General features: G+C 56.7%; 17 protein-coding genes. 5 read left to right on the top strand and 12 right to left on the bottom strand.

What is annotated here, in order from left to right; genetic code table 11:
• Positions 1–43: 43 nt before the first annotated feature.
• The 12 genes from trpA to A8710_RS06190 all read right to left on the bottom strand — a co-directional run bounded on the left by trpA (position 44) and on the right by A8710_RS06190 (position 12,882).
• Positions 44–850 (bottom strand): tryptophan synthase subunit alpha, encoded by an 807-nt coding sequence (trpA, locus tag A8710_RS06245; RefSeq protein WP_068858737.1) that lies wholly within the window; start codon positions 848–850, stop codon positions 44–46.
• Positions 847–2,070 carry a tryptophan synthase subunit beta gene (gene trpB, locus A8710_RS06240; RefSeq protein ID WP_068858735.1) on the bottom strand — a complete coding sequence of 408 codons (1,224 nt, stop codon included), beginning with the start codon at positions 2,068–2,070 and terminating at the stop codon, positions 847–849. The genes trpA and trpB overlap by 4 nt, the downstream gene beginning before the upstream one ends.
• Positions 2,067–2,702 (bottom strand): phosphoribosylanthranilate isomerase, encoded by a 636-nt coding sequence (locus A8710_RS06235; RefSeq protein WP_068858732.1) that lies wholly within the window; start codon positions 2,700–2,702, stop codon positions 2,067–2,069. The genes trpB and A8710_RS06235 overlap by 4 nt, the downstream gene beginning before the upstream one ends.
• A gap of 133 nt (positions 2,703–2,835) precedes the next feature.
• Complete coding sequence (locus A8710_RS06230; protein ID WP_157686323.1) at positions 2,836–3,834, bottom strand: FimV/HubP-related protein; 999 nt, start codon at positions 3,832–3,834, stop codon at positions 2,836–2,838.
• Between the two features lie 111 nt (positions 3,835–3,945).
• The gene (gene truA, locus A8710_RS06225; protein WP_068860639.1) at positions 3,946–4,761 is read right to left on the bottom strand and encodes a tRNA pseudouridine(38-40) synthase TruA; all 816 of its coding nucleotides are present in this window, start codon (positions 4,759–4,761) and stop codon (positions 3,946–3,948) included.
• A gap of 11 nt (positions 4,762–4,772) precedes the next feature.
• On the bottom strand, positions 4,773–6,380 hold the full coding sequence (locus A8710_RS06220) for a FimV/HubP family polar landmark protein (RefSeq protein WP_068858727.1): 1,608 nt from the start codon (positions 6,378–6,380) through the stop codon (positions 4,773–4,775).
• 49 nt (positions 6,381–6,429) lie between these two features.
• Positions 6,430–7,404, bottom strand: coding sequence for an Asd/ArgC dimerization domain-containing protein (locus A8710_RS06215; RefSeq protein WP_068858725.1), 975 nt, complete (start codon positions 7,402–7,404; stop codon positions 6,430–6,432).
• On the bottom strand, positions 7,404–8,522 hold the full coding sequence (gene asd / locus A8710_RS06210; protein ID WP_068858723.1) for an aspartate-semialdehyde dehydrogenase: 1,119 nt from the start codon (positions 8,520–8,522) through the stop codon (positions 7,404–7,406). Before asd ends, A8710_RS06215 begins: the two co-directional genes overlap by 1 nt.
• Before the next feature lie 56 nt (positions 8,523–8,578).
• Positions 8,579–9,652 carry a 3-isopropylmalate dehydrogenase gene (gene leuB / locus A8710_RS06205; protein ID WP_068858721.1) on the bottom strand — a complete coding sequence of 358 codons (1,074 nt, stop codon included), beginning with the start codon at positions 9,650–9,652 and terminating at the stop codon, positions 8,579–8,581.
• A gap of 27 nt (positions 9,653–9,679) precedes the next feature.
• Positions 9,680–10,333 (bottom strand): 3-isopropylmalate dehydratase small subunit, encoded by a 654-nt coding sequence (gene leuD, locus A8710_RS06200; protein WP_068858719.1) that lies wholly within the window; start codon positions 10,331–10,333, stop codon positions 9,680–9,682.
• A 29-nt stretch (positions 10,334–10,362) separates the two neighbouring features.
• On the bottom strand, positions 10,363–11,781 hold the full coding sequence (leuC, locus tag A8710_RS06195; protein ID WP_068858716.1) for a 3-isopropylmalate dehydratase large subunit: 1,419 nt from the start codon (positions 11,779–11,781) through the stop codon (positions 10,363–10,365).
• 126 nt (positions 11,782–11,907) lie between these two features.
• Positions 11,908–12,882, bottom strand: coding sequence for an HPP family protein (locus A8710_RS06190; protein WP_068858714.1), 975 nt, complete (start codon positions 12,880–12,882; stop codon positions 11,908–11,910).
• 117 nt (positions 12,883–12,999) lie between these two features.
• Here A8710_RS06190 and A8710_RS06185 point away from each other — a divergent pair, with 117 nt between their 5' ends.
• The 5 genes from A8710_RS06185 to A8710_RS12325 all read left to right on the top strand — a co-directional run bounded on the left by A8710_RS06185 (position 13,000) and on the right by A8710_RS12325 (position 16,285).
• On the top strand, positions 13,000–13,917 hold the full coding sequence (locus tag A8710_RS06185; RefSeq protein WP_068858712.1) for a LysR family transcriptional regulator: 918 nt from the start codon (positions 13,000–13,002) through the stop codon (positions 13,915–13,917).
• Positions 13,918–14,130: 213 nt separating this feature from the next.
• Complete coding sequence (locus tag A8710_RS12220) at positions 14,131–14,508, top strand: hypothetical protein (protein ID WP_157686322.1); 378 nt, start codon at positions 14,131–14,133, stop codon at positions 14,506–14,508.
• Positions 14,509–14,580: 72 nt separating this feature from the next.
• Complete coding sequence (locus A8710_RS06180) at positions 14,581–14,997, top strand: hypothetical protein (protein ID WP_068858710.1); 417 nt, start codon at positions 14,581–14,583, stop codon at positions 14,995–14,997.
• 102 nt (positions 14,998–15,099) lie between these two features.
• Entirely contained in the window at positions 15,100–15,459 is a 360-nt protein-coding gene (locus A8710_RS06175) for a hypothetical protein (RefSeq protein WP_068858708.1), read from the top strand.
• A gap of 136 nt (positions 15,460–15,595) precedes the next feature.
• Positions 15,596–16,285 (top strand): hypothetical protein, encoded by a 690-nt coding sequence (locus A8710_RS12325; RefSeq protein ID WP_068861106.1) that lies wholly within the window; start codon positions 15,596–15,598, stop codon positions 16,283–16,285.
• Positions 16,286–16,497: the final 212 nt, after the last annotated feature.

Raw genomic sequence — 16,497 nt, 5'->3', positions numbered from 1 at the left:
TTGACTCCCAAGAGCCACCGGATCGCGGCGGCTCAGATGGCCCTCAGGCCTGATCAATCGCGGCGCGCATGGGCGCCAAGATCGCGGTCAAAGCAGCGGGAATCGCTGCAGTATCGTGGGCCAGTTCGCCCAAACGCTGCACTAGCACCGAGCCTACCACCACGCCATCGGCATGGCGCGCGACGGCCGCTGCCGTTGTGGCGTCCTTGATACCAAAACCAACGCCAATGGGCAATTGCGTGATGCTGCGTAATTCAGCAATTCGCGCCGCAACGGCGTCAGTATCGAGCGTGGCGGCACCCGTCACACCCTTCAGCGACACATAGTAGACATAGCCACTGGCCGCATCGGTAATGAGTTTAGCCCGTGCCAACGACGTGGTGGGTGCCAACAAATAAATGGGGTCCAAACCGACTCGTTTGAGCTCAAGGTCGAGGTCTTCGGCCTCTTCCGGCGGCAAATCAACGGTCAACACACCATCCACGCCCGCCGCTTTAGCCGCATCGGCGAAGGCCGCCACACCCATAATTTCAACGGGATTGAGGTAGCCCATTAAGACCACCGGCGTGTGGTCGTCTTGCTGACGAAACTCGCTGACCATAGCCAGCACTTGGCGCAGACTCACGCCATGCTTGAGGGCGCGCTCGTGGCCAAAGGTGATGGTCGGGCCATCGGCCATGGGGTCGGAAAAGGGCACGCCCAATTCCAGTACGTCAGCACCCGCCTTCACCAGCGCATGCAGGGCGGCCACGGTGACACCCGGCTCCGGATCACCGGCCGTAATGTACGGAATTAAGGCTTTGCGTCCGGCCGCTTTCAGAGCCGCGAAACGATGGGCTAAACGACTCACAGCTTCATCTCCAGGCCGTCCAACGCGGCTACCGTCATCAAGTCTTTGTCTCCACGACCCGATAAATTCACAATAATGATCTCGTCTTTCGCCATGGTCGGCGCCAGTTTCACGGTGTAGGCCACTGCATGGCTGGATTCCAGCGCAGGAATAATGCCTTCTTTGCGTGTCAGCGTGTGGAAGCCATTCAGCGCTTCCGTGTCATTAATCGCGACATACTGCACGCGGCCAATATCTTTCAACCAGCTGTGCTCCGGGCCCACACCGGGATAATCCAAGCCGGCCGAGCAGGAATGCGTTTCAATAATCTGGCCATTGTCGTCGGCCATGAGGTAGGTACGGTTACCGTGCAAGACGCCCATACGACCCGCGTTCAGTGGAGCCGAATGCTGGCCATCGCCAGCCGCAATGCCATGGCCTGCGGCTTCCACGCCATAGATTTTCACCGATTCATCGGCCAGGAACGGGTGGAACAAGCCAATGGCGTTAGAGCCGCCACCGACACAGGCGACCAAGGCATTGGGCAGTTTTCCCGTTTGCGCAAGGCATTGGCGGCGCGCTTCACGACCAATCACCGATTGGAAGTCACGCACCATCATGGGGTAAGGCGCAGGGCCAGCGACGGTGCCGATGATGTAGAACGTGTCATCAACGTTGGTGACCCAATCACGCATGGCCTCGTTGAGGGCATCTTTCAGTGTTTTCGAACCCGAGGTCACCGGCACCACAGTGGCGCCCAGCAACTTCATGCGATAGACATTCGGCGACTGGCGCTTGACGTCTTCGGCGCCCATATAGACTACACATTCCATGCCCAGTCGTGCCGCAATAGTGGCTGTTGCTACGCCATGCTGCCCTGCCCCGGTTTCTGCAATGATGCGGGTTTTGCCGGACAGCTTGGCAAGCAAGGCCTGCCCGATGGTGTTGTTGATCTTGTGCGCGCCGGTGTGATTCAGATCTTCGCGCTTGAGGTAAATCTGTGCGCCACCGAGCTCACGACTCAAACGCTCGGCGTGATACAGCGGTGATGGACGACCCACGTAATGCGCCAGATCGTGATCGAACTCTGCCATGAAGGCTGGATCGTTCTTAAGACGGGCATAGAGCTTGTCGAGATCATCCAACGCCCCCATCAGCGTTTCCGAGACAAAACGGCCACCGTGCTTACCAAAACGGCCACGGGCATCGGGGAACTGCGAGAAATCTACCGGTTGACTCATGCTGAGCGAACTCCTGCCAGAAAAGCTTCAATTTTGACGGCGTCTTTTACGCCTTTTGCCGCTTCAACACCGCCACTCACATCCACCGCATAGGGCCGTGTTTGCATAATGGCTTGCGCGACATTTTCCGGGGTTAAACCACCGGCCAGAATAATGGCGCGCGAGGTTTGTTTGGGCACTAAGGCCCAATCGAACTGCAAGCCCGTGCCGCCATGCTGCGTGGGGTGATAGGCGTCGAGCAAAATGCCCGAGGCCAGCGGCCACTGCGCCATGAGCGCGCTCACATCCTGGCCAGGCTGCACGCGCAAGGCCTTGATCCACGGGCGGCCGTATATCACGCAGGCTGACTCTGGCTCATCACCATGGAACTGCAAACAATCCAAAGGGACTTCCGCGAGGGTGTCGCGAATACGTTGCTCACTGGCATCTACAAACAATCCCACCGTGGTCACAAAAGGCGGCAAGACGGCGATGATGGCAGCCGCTTGCGCTGGCGTCACCGCACGCGGACTGGTGGAATGAAACACAAAGCCGAGAGCGTCTGCGCCCGACGCCACTGCCGAAAGTGCATCGTCAATTCGTGTGATGCCACAGATTTTGACGCGAACACGGGAACAAGCTTGAGTGGACAAGGTGCGCTCAGTGAGAAAGTTTTAACAGAAATCGAGTGTAGCAAAGGCAAAAGGCAGCGTCAGGTGAAGTTGCACCAGACACTGCCTTTTGTGCGAGGTTTGTCGTGCCTTAGCCCGACTTTACCCAGCGAAATTAACGCTTGCGGGCGCTGATACGCTCAGTGATAAACATACCCGTCAAAAACAAGCCTAAAAATACCAGCAGCACATTCGAGAAATAGCTGTATCCCAGCAGCTTCGTCTTTGCCGCCTCGTCCAGTTCTGCGGGCGAGGTCCCTGTTTCGGCGAGTGCTGTGGGTGTCTCACTTTCAGGCATAGCTTCAGGATTAAGGGCGGAGATCTGCTGATCGAGCTCAGTGACTCGCGTCTGCAAATCGGTAATCTGCTGCAGCATCTGAGTGCGCTCAGACTGCAAAGACTCCAGCGTGGGTTCAGCACCCACATCCGCTAAAACTTCGGCGTTATCGGCTTCGGCAGCAGCCACCAGCTCAGCTGGCTCTGGGCTGGGCTGGACCGCAACCGGAGCAGCGACAACGGGAGCCGGTGCGGCGACAGGCTTAGGAGCCGCCTTGGGTGCAGCTACTGGTGCTGCCGCAGGTTTCGCAACGGGCTTTACGGCCGGTTTTGCGGCGGGTTTATCGGTAAATGCAGCCGCTGCAACCTGACTTGGCTCGCTGCGAGGGGCCACGGCAGCTGCCTGTGCGGGAGCCAAAGGCTCAGCGCCATCGCTGGATACTTTCGAGGCCACTTGCTGAAGCTGACCAATGCCGGCCGCTCGGATCGACACCATGAAGCTGACAAAGTCGCCCTCCACAGCGGTACTCGAGGTGGCACGCGCAATAACTTTGCCAGAGGGCAAGGCAATGATTTTGAAGCGCACGTTATCGGCCCAGTCTGGGCGCGACAAACCCACTCGGGTATGTTCTGCACTGGACGCTACGGATACGCTCAGATCACGCAAATTTGCACCCTGAAGATCGACCAACTCGATGTCCATACGCAGGGGCTGATTCGTTGCTGACCACACCACCATGTCATTGACAGAAACCGCCAGTGCGGGCGTAGAAACGGTAGCCATCATCAAGGCCAGAGCAAGGGCGTGGGGTGCGCGAGTGAAGCGAGTGCGGGGCATGACTTTATCCTCATTATCAGTGTCTTGCAGTGCTGCTGAGTAAAGCGTTTTCACTCGCAGCTGCCAAGATGCATTTTTACTTAAAACCAACATATCTGGTTAAGAATGGCGTTATTCCGACCAAGCGGCAGCCCAAATCGGCCCAATAGGGCCACGCGGCAACTGAAACTCCGGCGGATAATGTGCATCGACAAAATAGAGACCATCTGGCGGCGCTGTGATGCCCGCCTGAGTTCTGTCGCGTGAAGCCAGCACTTGCGCTGCCCACTCCACATCAGCACGGCCATCACCCACAGCCAGCAGCACGCCCATGATGTTGCGCACCATGTGATGCAAGAAGCCATCCGCCTGAATATCCAGGCGGATCAATTCACCCCGCCGACTTAAGTTCAGGAAGTGAACATCCCGCACCGGGCGCTTGGACTGACACGCAACGGCGCGGTAGGCACTAAAGTCATGCACCCCGACCAAGGCATTCGCTGCCGCTTGCATACGCGAGACATCCAGAGCCGCGTGATGCCACGTCGCTCGCCCCGCCAGCAGCGCAGAGCGTCGCGGGTGGTTATAGACAAAGTAGTGATAGCGTCGTGCGATGGCCTTGAAACGCGCATGAAAATCGCCGGATATGGGCTGAATCCAGCGTACTGCAACGGTTTCGGGTAACAGCGTGTTAATGCCCATGAGCCAGTTGCGCTCGTTGCGAATTGCGCTGCTATCAAAATGCGCGACCATGCCCGAGCAATGCACCCCGGCATCCGTACGACCAGCGCCATGCAAGGTAATGGGATGATTGGCGACGCGGGATATGGCTGTTTCCAAGGTTTCTTGGACGCTGACAACACCTGCTTGCTGTGTTTGCCAACCGCGAAAAGCACGACCATCAAACTCAACGCCTATCGCCCAGCGCGTGCTGGGCGGCGTAATCATTTCAGACACGATTAGCTCAAACTATCGAGTATTTGCTTGGCCAGTGTTTGTTGCTCGGCACTGCCTCGGGTGATGACGGTTTGCAGCAACTCTTTCGCCAGATCAGTTTCCTGCATGTCGATATAGGCTTGGGCTAAATCTAAACGGGTTTGCAAGGCCGCTGACTCAGCATCACTCATGAAGTCGTACTCTGCCTCAGCCTCAACTTCCGGCTCTGGCAACACCTCTGGTTCCGGTGCGGAATGTGCCGCCGTCCACGGTGGTGTTGGCAGCGACTCAAGGGGCTCGAACGCCACATAATCATTGGCAACCGGTACGATAGGTGCTGCCCGAGCAACGAGTGCGGCATTGCTAGCCGCCGCTGCACGACGACGCAGAATAATCAGCAAGGCGATAAAAAAACCGACCGCCGCTGCCACCCAACTCGGGCGAATACTACTTTCAGCCGCAGGCTCTTTCGGTGCAGTGGTCATGGGCTCAGCACTGGGCTTGACGGCATTAAGCTGGGCCAGCTTGGCATCCAAGACCTTTAAGCGCGCATCTTTATCCTGACCTGCGTTTTCCAGACCCGCCAATTCCGCTTGCAGCGCTGCTCGCTCGGCGAGTAGCGTATTTTTCTGTGTCGCTAATTGGGCCAGCTCATCGGCAATCAGTGCTTCCGCTTGCGCAGCTTCCGTCGAATCTGCCGCTTTTGGACTGATGAGCGTCAGCGTCACTTCCTCGCTGCCTTCTGTGGCTGAGGTTGCAGGCGCAGCTGAAAGCGCGGGCTGATCTAAGGGCGCATGGGTTTGATTATTTGCCGCTGCCTGTCTTGCCGCCAGCCATTCGCGCGCTTGTTCAGACTCGGGCAGCGTTAAGCCGGTGGATAAGGGATAGCGCAGCAAGGCACCGCGTTTGAGCTGGTTAATGTTGCCATCAACGAAAATTCGGGGATTACTTTCCGCCAGCAATTGCTGCTTTTGCTCCAGCGATGCCTGCGGTAACGGCCACGCTTTCGCCAAGCCCGTTAAGGTATCTCCCGCCTTCACCCGGCCTGTCACCGGCTCCGCCGCAATTTGCTCTATTGGATCAACAAAGGCTTTTGCGCCTGGTGCGGGCTCTACGGGTGGCGGCAAGGTCGGCGCTACGCTATCGACCGTTAATGTCGCGGTGCCGGGTGCAGTGATGTCAGTGGTGGCTGGGGTCTCTGGTAACTGAGGAGTTTCAGCGAGGGCGGGCGCTGCCGGGGTCATTTCCGGCAGTAAAACTGCGGTCACCTGCTGAACGCGAATATTGCCAGGCCAGATCAATTGCACCAAAAAATTCAGGTTGGCCTCTTGCTGTGGCTCCACACCAGAGATCACCGCCGTCACCGAACCCGTGTTTTGCATGATCACTTGCCACTGATCGGAACCCACCGGTGGGATCAGGCCAAGGCGGCTGTAGTCCTCTGCGGGTGCAAGGATGACACGCGTATCGCTCGCTGCCACTGCGCCCAAGTCACTGAGTACCAGCTGAATTTTCAGTGGTTCGCCCAGGGCAGACAGCACGCGCATTTCACCCAGTGCCACCGCATAAGTGGAGCAGCTGTAGGCACTTAAGCAAGCTACTGCTGCCCATGACACGATGCGATTGTTCATCCCCGCTCCCATGACGCTATCCGCGCCAACCGACTATTGCTGCGCTGAGTTAACCCTGAACCATGAGCGTTGCCAAGAGCGGCTGCACAATCCCGACGCGTAGCGGGTCGGCGAGCACGCAGGCCATGGCGTCTTGCGCCTCGACTTGCAGGCGCGACAAGGTGCCGGTGATGTTCGCCACCCCTTGGTTGACCGGCGTGGGCAGTGTCTCGCCATCGCGATCTTCATGCACCTGCAGATGATCCACCGACTCGCAAATCGTCAGCACATCTGCACGACTCAGCTCATCGGCATGCGTCCAGCGCAAGTCCAGCACGGCACCGTAAAACACCGGCACGATGAACTGACGTACGCGTACAACCGTGCTCGGCAGCTGCTTTTGCAGCGAGGCCAGCAAGCGGCGCTCGCGCAGCGTACCCGTCGCCGGCTCGAAACTGCCATCGGCAGACAGCACATTGAAGGCGATCTGCTGCGGCCAAGTCTCTACCGTAATGCCACGACCGTTGAGCAGCTCGCCGGTCTGGCGCGCCAGCTCGCGCACGCCTTTCTGGCCACGCGCCGAGACCGGCGCCAGCACGGTCACTTCCAGACGCTGCAGCGGCGATGCCGCATTCAGCTTCTGCACCAGCGGCGACAGGATATTGACCAGTGGCTCATCGAGCACGATGAGCAGGCTGTCCGGACCGGCATCGGCCAGACTCACCGCCTGCGGATGCGAGCGCAGGCTGCCACTGGCATCCCAAACACGCACACCGCGTGCCAGCAAGCGACCAGCGAGTTCGTCGGCGACATCCGCCGGCACCGCGAGGATGGCTTCATTAAGGTCATCGAAATCGGCCGTATCGGCCTCTTCCACCGCCAGCGGCTTGTCGCGGAAAACGCGACTCTCTTCCGCCGAGCGCGCACTGGCAAAAAGACGCAGGCGGCCAACAAAGGCCCCCTGCTCTTCCAGCGCATCAAAGAAGGCGCGACCAAGCTCGCCGGTCACACCAAACAGACCGATGGACTGCGTGATGGCGCCCATCAGGCTGCCGTTCCGCGCGCCAGCAGAATGCGCAGCATGCGACGCAGCGGCTCAGCCGCGCCCCAGAGTAACTGGTCACCGATCACGAAGGCAGAGATGTATTGCGGGCCCATGTTGAGTTTGCGCACACGGCCAACACCGATCTTGAGACCACCGGTGATGCTCGCCGGGGTCAGCTCGTTGACGGTGATGTCACGATCATTCGGCACCCACTTCACCCAGTCGTTACCGGACTGGATGATGCGTTCGATCTCGCTCAGCGGCAGATCCTGGTTCAGCTTCAGGGTCAGCGCCAGGCTGTGGCAGCGCATGGCACCGATGCGCACGCAGAGGCCATCGACCGGAATCACGGCCTCAGTACCAAGGATCTTGTTGACCTCGGCTTGACCTTTCCACTCTTCCTTGGACTGGCCGTTGTCGAGCTGCTTGTCGATCCACGGGATCAGACCGCCCGCCAGCGGCGCGCCGAAGAACTCACGCGGCACATCCTGACGGATGGTCTGCGCCACCTTGCGGTCGATCTCCAGAATCGCTGAAGCCGGCGTCGCCAGCTCGTCTGCGACCGCAGCGTTGATCACGCCCATGCCCTTGAGCAGTTCGCGCATGTGGTTAGCACCACCGCCCGATGCCGCCTGGTAGGTCATGGAGCTGACCCACTCGACCAGCCCTTCGCGGAACAGACCGCCCACACCCATGAGCAGAATGGAGTTGGTGCAGTTGCCGCCGATGAAGTTCTTCACGCCCTTGGCCAGCGCCGACTCGATCAGGCCGCCGTTGACCGGATCGAGGATGATGACGGCGTCATCTTCCATACGCAGCGTCGAGGCCGCGTCGATCCAGTAGCCGTTCCAGCCCGCCGCACGCAGCTTCGGGAAGATCTCGGTGGTGTAATCGCCACCCTGGCAGCTGATGATGGTGTCCATCGCCTTCAGGGCGTCGATGCTGTGAGCGTCCTGCAGGGTACCGCCGGCTTTGCCACCGAAGCTGGGTGCCGCAGCGCCCGGATTTGAGGTGGTGAAATACACCGGATCAATCACGGCGAAATCGTTTTCTTCCACCATGCGCTGCATCAGCACCGAACCCACCATGCCGCGCCAACCGATCAGACCTACTTTCATGTTCGTTCTCCTGAGAATTCGTTAAAGCGCGGCGCTCATTTAAGGCGCAGCGCTAATCAAAGCGCGGCAACGACAGCTTCACCCATGGCTTGGGTGCCGACCTTGGTCGTGCCTTCGCTATAGATGTCCGGTGTACGCAAGCCCTGATCGAGCACGCGGCCGACGGCTGCCTCGATGGCCAGCGCAGCAGCGTCGGCCTTGAAGGTGTAACGCAGCATCATCGCCACCGACAGAATCGTGGCCAGCGGATTCGCCACGCCCTGCCCGGCGATGTCCGGTGCCGAACCGTGGCAAGGCTCGTACATGCCCTTCTTGTGCTGATCCAGCGACGCCGACGGCAGCATGCCGATGGAGCCCGTGAGCATCGCGGCCTCGTCGGAGAGGATGTCGCCGAACAGGTTGCCGGTCACGATCACGTCGAACTGCTTCGGACGTCGCACCAGCTGCATCGCGGCGTTGTCGACATACATGTGCGAAAGCTCCACATCCGGGTATTCCGGCGCAATCTCGGTCACCACCTGCTTCCACAGTTCAGTGACTTCCAGCACGTTGGCTTTGTCTACCGAGAGCAGCTTCTTGTTGCGCTGCTGCGCGAGCTGGAAGGCGACATGGGCGATGCGGCGGATCTCAGATTCGCTGTAAACATCGGTGTTGTAGCCCTGACGCTCGCCATTCTCGAGAATGCGAATACCACGCGGCTGGCCGAAATAGATGCCACCGGTCAGCTCACGCACGATGAGAATATCGAGGCCAGCAACCAGCTCGGTCTTCAGCGACGACGCATGCGCCAGCTGCGGATACAGAATGGCCGGGCGCAGGTTGGCGAACAGGTTCAGCTCGGAACGGATTTTCAGCAGACCGCGCTCCGGGCGGATAGAACGCTCGATCTGGTCCCACTTCGGGCCACCGACGGCACCCAGCAGAATGGCATCGGCCTTGCTGGCGGCATCCAGGGTGACATCAGGCAAAGGCACGCCATGCGTGTCGATAGCGCAGCCGCCGAGCAGTTCGTGGCTCCAGCTTAAGCCCAGACCGAACTGGTCGTTGACCTTGGCCAGCACTTTCTCGGCTTCCGCCATGATTTCCGGGCCGATGCCGTCACCGGCCAGAATAACAATATGTTTAGTCATTTAAATCAATCTCTTAAATTCGTTTATTCAAGCGCGATGCAAGCTATTGAAGACCCACGGGCGAGCCAGCTGAGCCTTGCTTTCAAAGGCCTTGATGGCATCACCATCCTGCAAAGTCAGGCCAATGTCATCGAGACCGTTGAGCAGGCAGTGACGGCGGAAGTCATCGACCTCGAAGCCGAAAGCCTCGCCGCTCGGCGTGATGACCTGGCGCTTTTCCAGGTCGACCGTGATCTCGTAGCCTTCGCTCGCGAAGCATTCGCGGAAGAGCTGATCGACCTGCGCTTCCTCAAGAATCACCGGCAACATGCCGTTCTTGAAGCAGTTATTGAAGAAGATGTCGGCATAGCTCGACGCGATCACAGCACGGAAGCCGTACTCGTCCAGCGCCCACGGCGCGTGCTCGCGCGACGACCCACAACCGAAATTCTGCCGTGCCAACAACACGCTGGCACCCTGATAACGCGGCTGATTAAGCACGAACTCGGTATTCAGCGGACGCGTCGAGCAATCCTGACCGGGATAACCCTCGTCCAGATAGCGCCATTCATCGAACAGGTTCACACCGAAGCCGATGCGCTTGATCGACTTCAGGAACTGCTTCGGGATGATCTGGTCGGTATCGACATTGGCGCGATCTAACGGAGCTGCCAAGCCCTTCACCACCGTAAATTTTTGCATGATTTATCTCCTCTGGCCCGGGGCCTGCCTCAGAACGTACGCACGTCAACGAAGTGGCCGGCAATCGCTGCCGCCGCTGCCATCGCTGGGCTGACTAGGTGAGTACGACCGCCGTTACCCTGACGACCCTCGAAATTGCGATTGGACGTGGATGCGCAGTGTTCGCCTGAGCCGAGCTTGTCGGCATTCATCGCCAAACACATCGAGCAACCCGGCTCGCGCCACTGGAAGCCGGCATCCAAGAAAATCTTGTCCAGCCCTTCGGCTTCGGCCTGCTGCTTCACCAGACCCGAACCCGGCACCACCATGGCCTGCTTGATGGTGCTGGCGACTTTGCGGCCCTTGGCCACGGCAGCGGCCGCACGCAAATCTTCGATGCGCGAGTTGGTGCAGGAGCCGATGAACACGCGATCGAGCTGGATGTCGGTGATTTTCTGCCCGGCCTTGAGGCCCATGTACTGATAAGCGCGCTCGAAGGAACTGCGCTCGACGGCATCTTCGGCGTCGTCCAGCGTCGGCACCGTGGCGGTAACCGGCACCACCATCTCCGGGCTGGTACCCCAACTCACCTGCGGCTCGATGGCAGCGCCATCCATGACCACAACGGTGTCGAACACGGCATCAGCATCGGAGTGCAGGGTTTGCCAGTAGGCCACCGCAGCATCCCACTGCTCGCCGGTCGGCGCGAAGGGCTTGCCCTCGAAATACGCGATGGTCTTTTCATCGGCGGCAACCATACCCACGCGAGCACCGGCTTCGATGGCCATGTTGCAGACCGTCATGCGGCCTTCCATGCTCATGTCGCGGAAGACCTGGCCGCCGAACTCGATGGCGTGACCATTGCCGCCTGCCGTGCCGATCTTGCCGATGATGGCGAGCACCACATCTTTGGACGTCACGCCGGCGCCAAGCACGCCATCCACGCGAACCAGCATGTTTTTCGACTTCTTCTGGATCAGGCACTGAGTAGCGAGCACATGCTCAACTTCGGAAGTGCCGATGCCATGCGCCAAGCAGGCAAACGCGCCATGGGTCGCCGTGTGTGAATCGCCGCAGACCACCGTCATGCCCGGCAAGGTCAGACCCTGCTCCGGTCCGACCACGTGCACGATGCCCTGACGCACATCATTGATGGTGAACTCGACCACGCCAAAATCACGGCAATTGTCATCGAGCGTTTGCACCTGGATGCGCGAGGTCTCGTCGGCAATGGCGGCAACGCCACCGGCGCGCTCTTCGCGGTCAGTCGGTACGTTGTGGTCCGGCGTGGCGACATTGGCGTCGATGCGCCAAGGCTTGCGGCCAGCCAAACGCAGGCCGTCGAACGCCTGCGGCGAGGTCACTTCGTGCAGCAACTGACGGTCGATATAGATGAGGCAGGAGCCATCATCGCGCTGGGTCACGAGGTGGTCATCCCACAGCTTGTCGTACAGGGTCTTGCCGGCCATCACAGCCTCCTTTGCAGGTCACGCCCCACTGCACAGGCAATGGGGGATTTCGGATCAGGCAAGACTAATGCGCCGCTATAGATAAATCCAATTTATAGTTTTTATATTATAAATAACCATAAAGAATCATTTGAGGTCTAGGTCACCTTCTTCAAAGCGTCGCCAAACACCCCCATCCGGCACAACCGGATACTTCCCCCAGCTCAAAAAAGCCTGCCTGGACACCACCTGCATGTCCCCACGCCCGGGACCCGCCACGGTTTTTACAATCAATTGCGGTCGGCGCGCACCGGGCTCACTGGCATCAATAATACGGCGCACTGACCAACGCTCACCGACCTCGCCATTGCTGTAATAGCGCCCTACCTGAAGGTCCTGCTCACTCAACACATCATCCACTTGCTGACGCCGCAGCGCCTGAAACAGCGCCTGCAATTCGTCATCACTGATATCAATCATCGAGCCCAGCTCATCAAATGCAAGACGCAGCTGCTTCGCGGTAAAAGGAGACTCAGGCGCCAAGCTGGCACCCTTAATGACACCCGCCTTACGGAAGGCCCAGGCCACCGGATAGCGCCGCCACGCAAATGGGGCATTCAAAACGACTGCCAGCAGTACCATCAGCAGTGAATTCAGTAAGACCGGATTCAGCATATAAGACCAATCGGGCATATGGCCGCTATCGGCAAGCATGACCACGGACAAGGCCGTGGCACCGCCGGGTGGATGAATGCAGCGCAGGCTGTGCATCGCGGCAATGGCCAACGCAACCGCCAAGGCCCCCGCCAGCAAACTCGGGCCCAGCAGATGCACTACAAGCAGACCCGCTAATGCAGAAAAACTTTGCCCCGCCAGCACAGGCCATGGCTGAGATAAAGCCCCATGCGGCACCGCAAAAACCAGCACCGCACTCGCCCCCATGGAGGCGACCAGCCAGAAACTGGGCGCTGCCAGTTCAGACATAAACTGCTGACTCAGCAATGCCACCATGAGCACGCCTACACCGGCCACCGCCGTTGCAATAACTCGCTCACGCCATGACACGGCATGCTCCGCGATGCCCAGCACATGCCGACAGGCCCACCACCATCCTTTAATCATGCCTAAGTCTCACTGCCTCGCCACCTGCTGGCCGCAAAGCATAACGCCAAGCCACTTGCCAGCACACACAGGCCAGCTCATTCTTCAGCGCAACCTATACAGCAGTGACACACCCGCATGGATACCGCCGTCCTCAAGGCCTTTATTGAAGTCGCTCGTCACGAGTCATTCTCGAAAGCGGCGGAAACGCTGCACCTCACTCAGCCCGCCGTGACCAAGCGCATCCAAGTGCTGGAAGAGCAACTGAATGCACCCTTGTTTGATCGGGTCGGCCGCCGCGTCACGCTCACCGAAGCCGGTCGCGCCCTGCTGCCCCGCGCCCGGCAATGGCTGCACGAGCTCGACGACATGCGCAGATTGGTCAGCGATTACTCCGAAGCGGCGACCGGCCAGCTCACCGGCACGCTCACCGTTGGCACCAGCCATCACATCGGCCTGCATCGCCTGCCGCCCGCCCTGCGCGCCTTCAGCACCGCACATCCGCAAGTACGGCTAGACATTCGCTTCATTGACTCTGAACAGGCTTACGACGCCGTGCTCTCCGGCGAGCTGGAGCTGGGCATTGTGACGCTGCCGCCAGCACCGGACGATCGCCTGGTGGCCAAAGTGATCTGGCCCGATCCGCTGGCCTTCGTGGTCGCCGCCGGACACCCACTGGCGTTGCGCGCTCAGAAGCAACGCGCTGGCATTGCCGCCGCTGATCTAGCGCCCTACTCCGCCATCCTGCCGTCATCCTCGACCTTTACCCGCCAAATTGCCGAACAGATGTTCCAGCGCGAAGGCCTGACGCTGAACGTGAGCCTGGTCACCAACTATCTGGAGACAATCAAGATGATGGTGTCCATCGGCCTCGGCTGGGGTGTGCTGCCGGCCAGCATGTGCGATGCCGAGGTGGTGGCCGTGCCGGTGCAAGGCGTGGCGCTGAGTCGTGACCTGGGCGTGGTGCATCACCCGAGGCGAGCGCTGTCGCGGGCGGCGCAGGCGATGCTGGGGTTGTTGGAGCAGGAGGCTGGGGCGATAAGCGGTAGCAAATAGCGCTTGCCGGCGAATTAGTCGGCTGGCATGCTTGATGTGAATGGAATTGCAGTATTTGTCGGCAGGGAGTGCTGCGTCAGGTTTTTTAAGCCATTGAATTGACTGAAGTCTGTACTCTCCCTTCGATGTTATGCAGCAATCGTTATGCGGCAATCTGGAATTATTACGCAGCAGTGGGTGCTGTATAAACCAAGTTAGTGGTTAATAAATAAAATGAGCGAAGAAACAGATGGGCTAGTACTACTAATTTATTCAATAGTATTGGGCGTTGCTGCAGCAATATTTTATGTGGCAAAAAAGAGAGCAAAAAATATTAATAAGAAAAAACAAATAAATAATATTTCCAGTTTATTTTTAAGTATCCTTATGTTTTTTTCAGGATATATCATGGGCTTTCCAATAGTCCCATTAATTATTTTTATTGGCATTGGAGTGCTCATAACATATGCCTCATCAAAATCAACTTCCTTTTGCGGCTCTTGCGGCTATGAGCATACTCAGCCATTCTCAAAAATAAAATATTGCCCAAAATGTGGGGCAAAAATCGAAAAAACGCCTAACAATCGATTGCACGCAGATCACAGGGCCTAGCTATCGTTGTAAATTTTAATTTTACTTGCACCTGTGGCCGGTGACTCGCATCGTTAGCCACTAGGAGGACAAATGAAACGCAAACGTGATCAGTTCTTTGAGCATCTGACAAAGCAAGAAACACTTGAGTCAATTTTTAAGAGTTGGGCCTGGGTTCTGGTTACCGCGGCTGTTTTCCAGGTAAGCCTCTCCACCCTGAAGTCAGGCTCGGTATTCTTTGGGCTTCTATGCTTTTTCGTGTTCATCATCCTATCGGCGCTACTTCTGTTTTACGTCGCCAAATACATTGCTCTACCGCTCGAAAACGCAATGAAGGGGCAGCTTCCAAATTCGGAGCCACCACTCACGTGGCGTTCTGCTGTGCATCAACCTTTACGCGCACTTCTCACAATTCCTGGCGTCGTTTATCTGGCGCTTGCAATGGGGTTCTTCATTTTTACTAGCGAGTTCGTAAAAACAATCGCGGTTCGCGGAGTAACTGGTGGCTAACTAGTGGTTCAACGCGACGGCCGGTAAATCCGGCCGCGCGCTAACCTAGCGTTAGGCGTTATACTCTCCCCGGGTACGTAAAACCAACAAATTGGAGGAATAATGCGCAACCTTGTTTTCGTTCTTCTCGCATATGCAAGCGCTAGCGCCTATGCGGGGATTTTCGACGAATTGCCGGATCTTCAGGGAAAAGTGGTCGCCTATGCGGGCGAATATGAACAAATTACCTGTCCGATAGGTGGTAATTACGACTGCCTCAAATGGCCTATGGACTTATACAAGACAAAGCGCGGCCAGGACATATGCTTCAAACCAACCCGCTACATATCTTGTTCGTATTCATGCAAAGGTTTGATTGCGATTGGCGATGATAAAATGCCTTATCTGTACACAATAGAAAATATGGGTGGAGATGTAAAGAAGTCTGGAATTGAGTTATACAAGTGTCCGTCATTATACTAATTACGCCTAACACTTCGTTCGAGCGGACGTACTCCGGCAGGCCGGTTTTGCTCCTCATTTCATTCTGGGCAAAAGCCGTCCTGCCTTCGCGGGCCGCTCAATTCAAACGTTACATGCATCATTAATAGGTAGCCACATGGCAGAATTTTTTAGTACGAACCAGAGCAAAACTGTTCTCACAAAGTTTAAACACAAAATTGATGGTTTGGTTCCTGCTGACGATTTCGAAAAGCAACGGAATAACCTTATCCGATTAGTTGTTGGCTCCATGGAAAACAAGCCTGATCAATGGGATGAGCTTTGTGAAATAAATATTCAATGGATTGGCGACCAATTTATTAGTCGACTGGCTCATGAGGAGAAAGAACTAACAAAGGAAAAATTGGATAATATTTGTTCCATGTGCTTCCGCTTCCTGTTCGAGCTTTATCTTTCTATGAAAAATGATTTGGCAATGGATTTTGAAGCTGCAAGACGTTTTGTTTTTTACAACGTTGATTCATTTGAACACAATGCTAAAGTGCAAATCGAATATGCTATTCGTGAAATGCCGATCAACATCTTTAAGGCTATAGCTAATAGTAACGCTATAGAAAGTTTAAAAAACTTTAATGCAGTATCTGCTAAAGCAGAAAAGCTAAAAGATGACTGGAATACAGACCTGGCTAAAAGAGAAGCCAAAGTCGACTCACTTAAAGAGTCTTTATCTAAATATGAAAATGCTTTCAACTTTGTTGGCCTGTACCAAGGGTTTGATGAACTGTCGACAGAGAAGAAAAATGAGCGAGATGGAATACTATTTTGGCTTCGGATTTGTCGGTTTTAATCGTATTACCTATAATTTCAGGACTAATTGTTGTATATTTGCATCTAGATAACATTGCCGCAGTTAGAGACGGTATTTTGGTTTCAATTTTCCCTACAGTTTCGTTTGTTGCAATTTCCGTTTACTACTTTAGAGTTCTTCTATTTAACTATAAGTCTGTAAAGTCACAGATTTTACAGATAGATCTTAGAAAAACATTGTGTAGATTTATC

It is taken from the genome of Perlucidibaca aquatica, assembly GCF_001676655.1.
Classification (GTDB): Bacteria; Pseudomonadota; Gammaproteobacteria; order Pseudomonadales; family Moraxellaceae; genus Perlucidibaca; species Perlucidibaca aquatica.
This window is presented reverse-complemented; position numbering and strand designations above follow the sequence as displayed.

What these genes read in the sequence shown, in the direction of transcription:
- trpB (WP_068858735.1), bottom strand. Translation starts at nt 2,070, where the DNA reads ATGAGTCAACCGGTAGATTTCTCGCAGTTCCCCGATGCCCGTGGCCGT.
- A8710_RS06230 (WP_157686323.1), bottom strand. Translation starts at nt 3,834, where the DNA reads ATGCCCCGCACTCGCTTCACTCGCGCACCCCACGCCCTTGCTCTGGCC.
- truA (WP_068860639.1), bottom strand. Translation starts at nt 4,761, where the DNA reads ATGATTACGCCGCCCAGCACGCGCTGGGCGATAGGCGTTGAGTTTGAT.
- A8710_RS06220 (WP_068858727.1), bottom strand. Translation starts at nt 6,380, where the DNA reads ATGAACAATCGCATCGTGTCATGGGCAGCAGTAGCTTGCTTAAGTGCC.
- A8710_RS06215 (WP_068858725.1), bottom strand. Translation starts at nt 7,404, where the DNA reads ATGGGCGCCATCACGCAGTCCATCGGTCTGTTTGGTGTGACCGGCGAG.
- asd (WP_068858723.1), bottom strand. Translation starts at nt 8,522, where the DNA reads ATGAAAGTAGGTCTGATCGGTTGGCGCGGCATGGTGGGTTCGGTGCTG.
- leuB (WP_068858721.1), bottom strand. Translation starts at nt 9,652, where the DNA reads ATGACTAAACATATTGTTATTCTGGCCGGTGACGGCATCGGCCCGGAA.
- leuD (WP_068858719.1), bottom strand. Translation starts at nt 10,333, where the DNA reads ATGCAAAAATTTACGGTGGTGAAGGGCTTGGCAGCTCCGTTAGATCGC.
- leuC (WP_068858716.1), bottom strand. Translation starts at nt 11,781, where the DNA reads ATGGCCGGCAAGACCCTGTACGACAAGCTGTGGGATGACCACCTCGTG.
- A8710_RS06190 (WP_068858714.1), bottom strand. Translation starts at nt 12,882, where the DNA reads ATGATTAAAGGATGGTGGTGGGCCTGTCGGCATGTGCTGGGCATCGCG.
- A8710_RS06185 (WP_068858712.1), top strand. Translation starts at nt 13,000, where the DNA reads ATGGATACCGCCGTCCTCAAGGCCTTTATTGAAGTCGCTCGTCACGAG.
- A8710_RS12220 (WP_157686322.1), top strand. Translation starts at nt 14,131, where the DNA reads ATGAGCGAAGAAACAGATGGGCTAGTACTACTAATTTATTCAATAGTA.
- A8710_RS06180 (WP_068858710.1), top strand. Translation starts at nt 14,581, where the DNA reads ATGAAACGCAAACGTGATCAGTTCTTTGAGCATCTGACAAAGCAAGAA.
- A8710_RS06175 (WP_068858708.1), top strand. Translation starts at nt 15,100, where the DNA reads ATGCGCAACCTTGTTTTCGTTCTTCTCGCATATGCAAGCGCTAGCGCC.
- A8710_RS12325 (WP_068861106.1), top strand. Translation starts at nt 15,596, where the DNA reads ATGGCAGAATTTTTTAGTACGAACCAGAGCAAAACTGTTCTCACAAAG.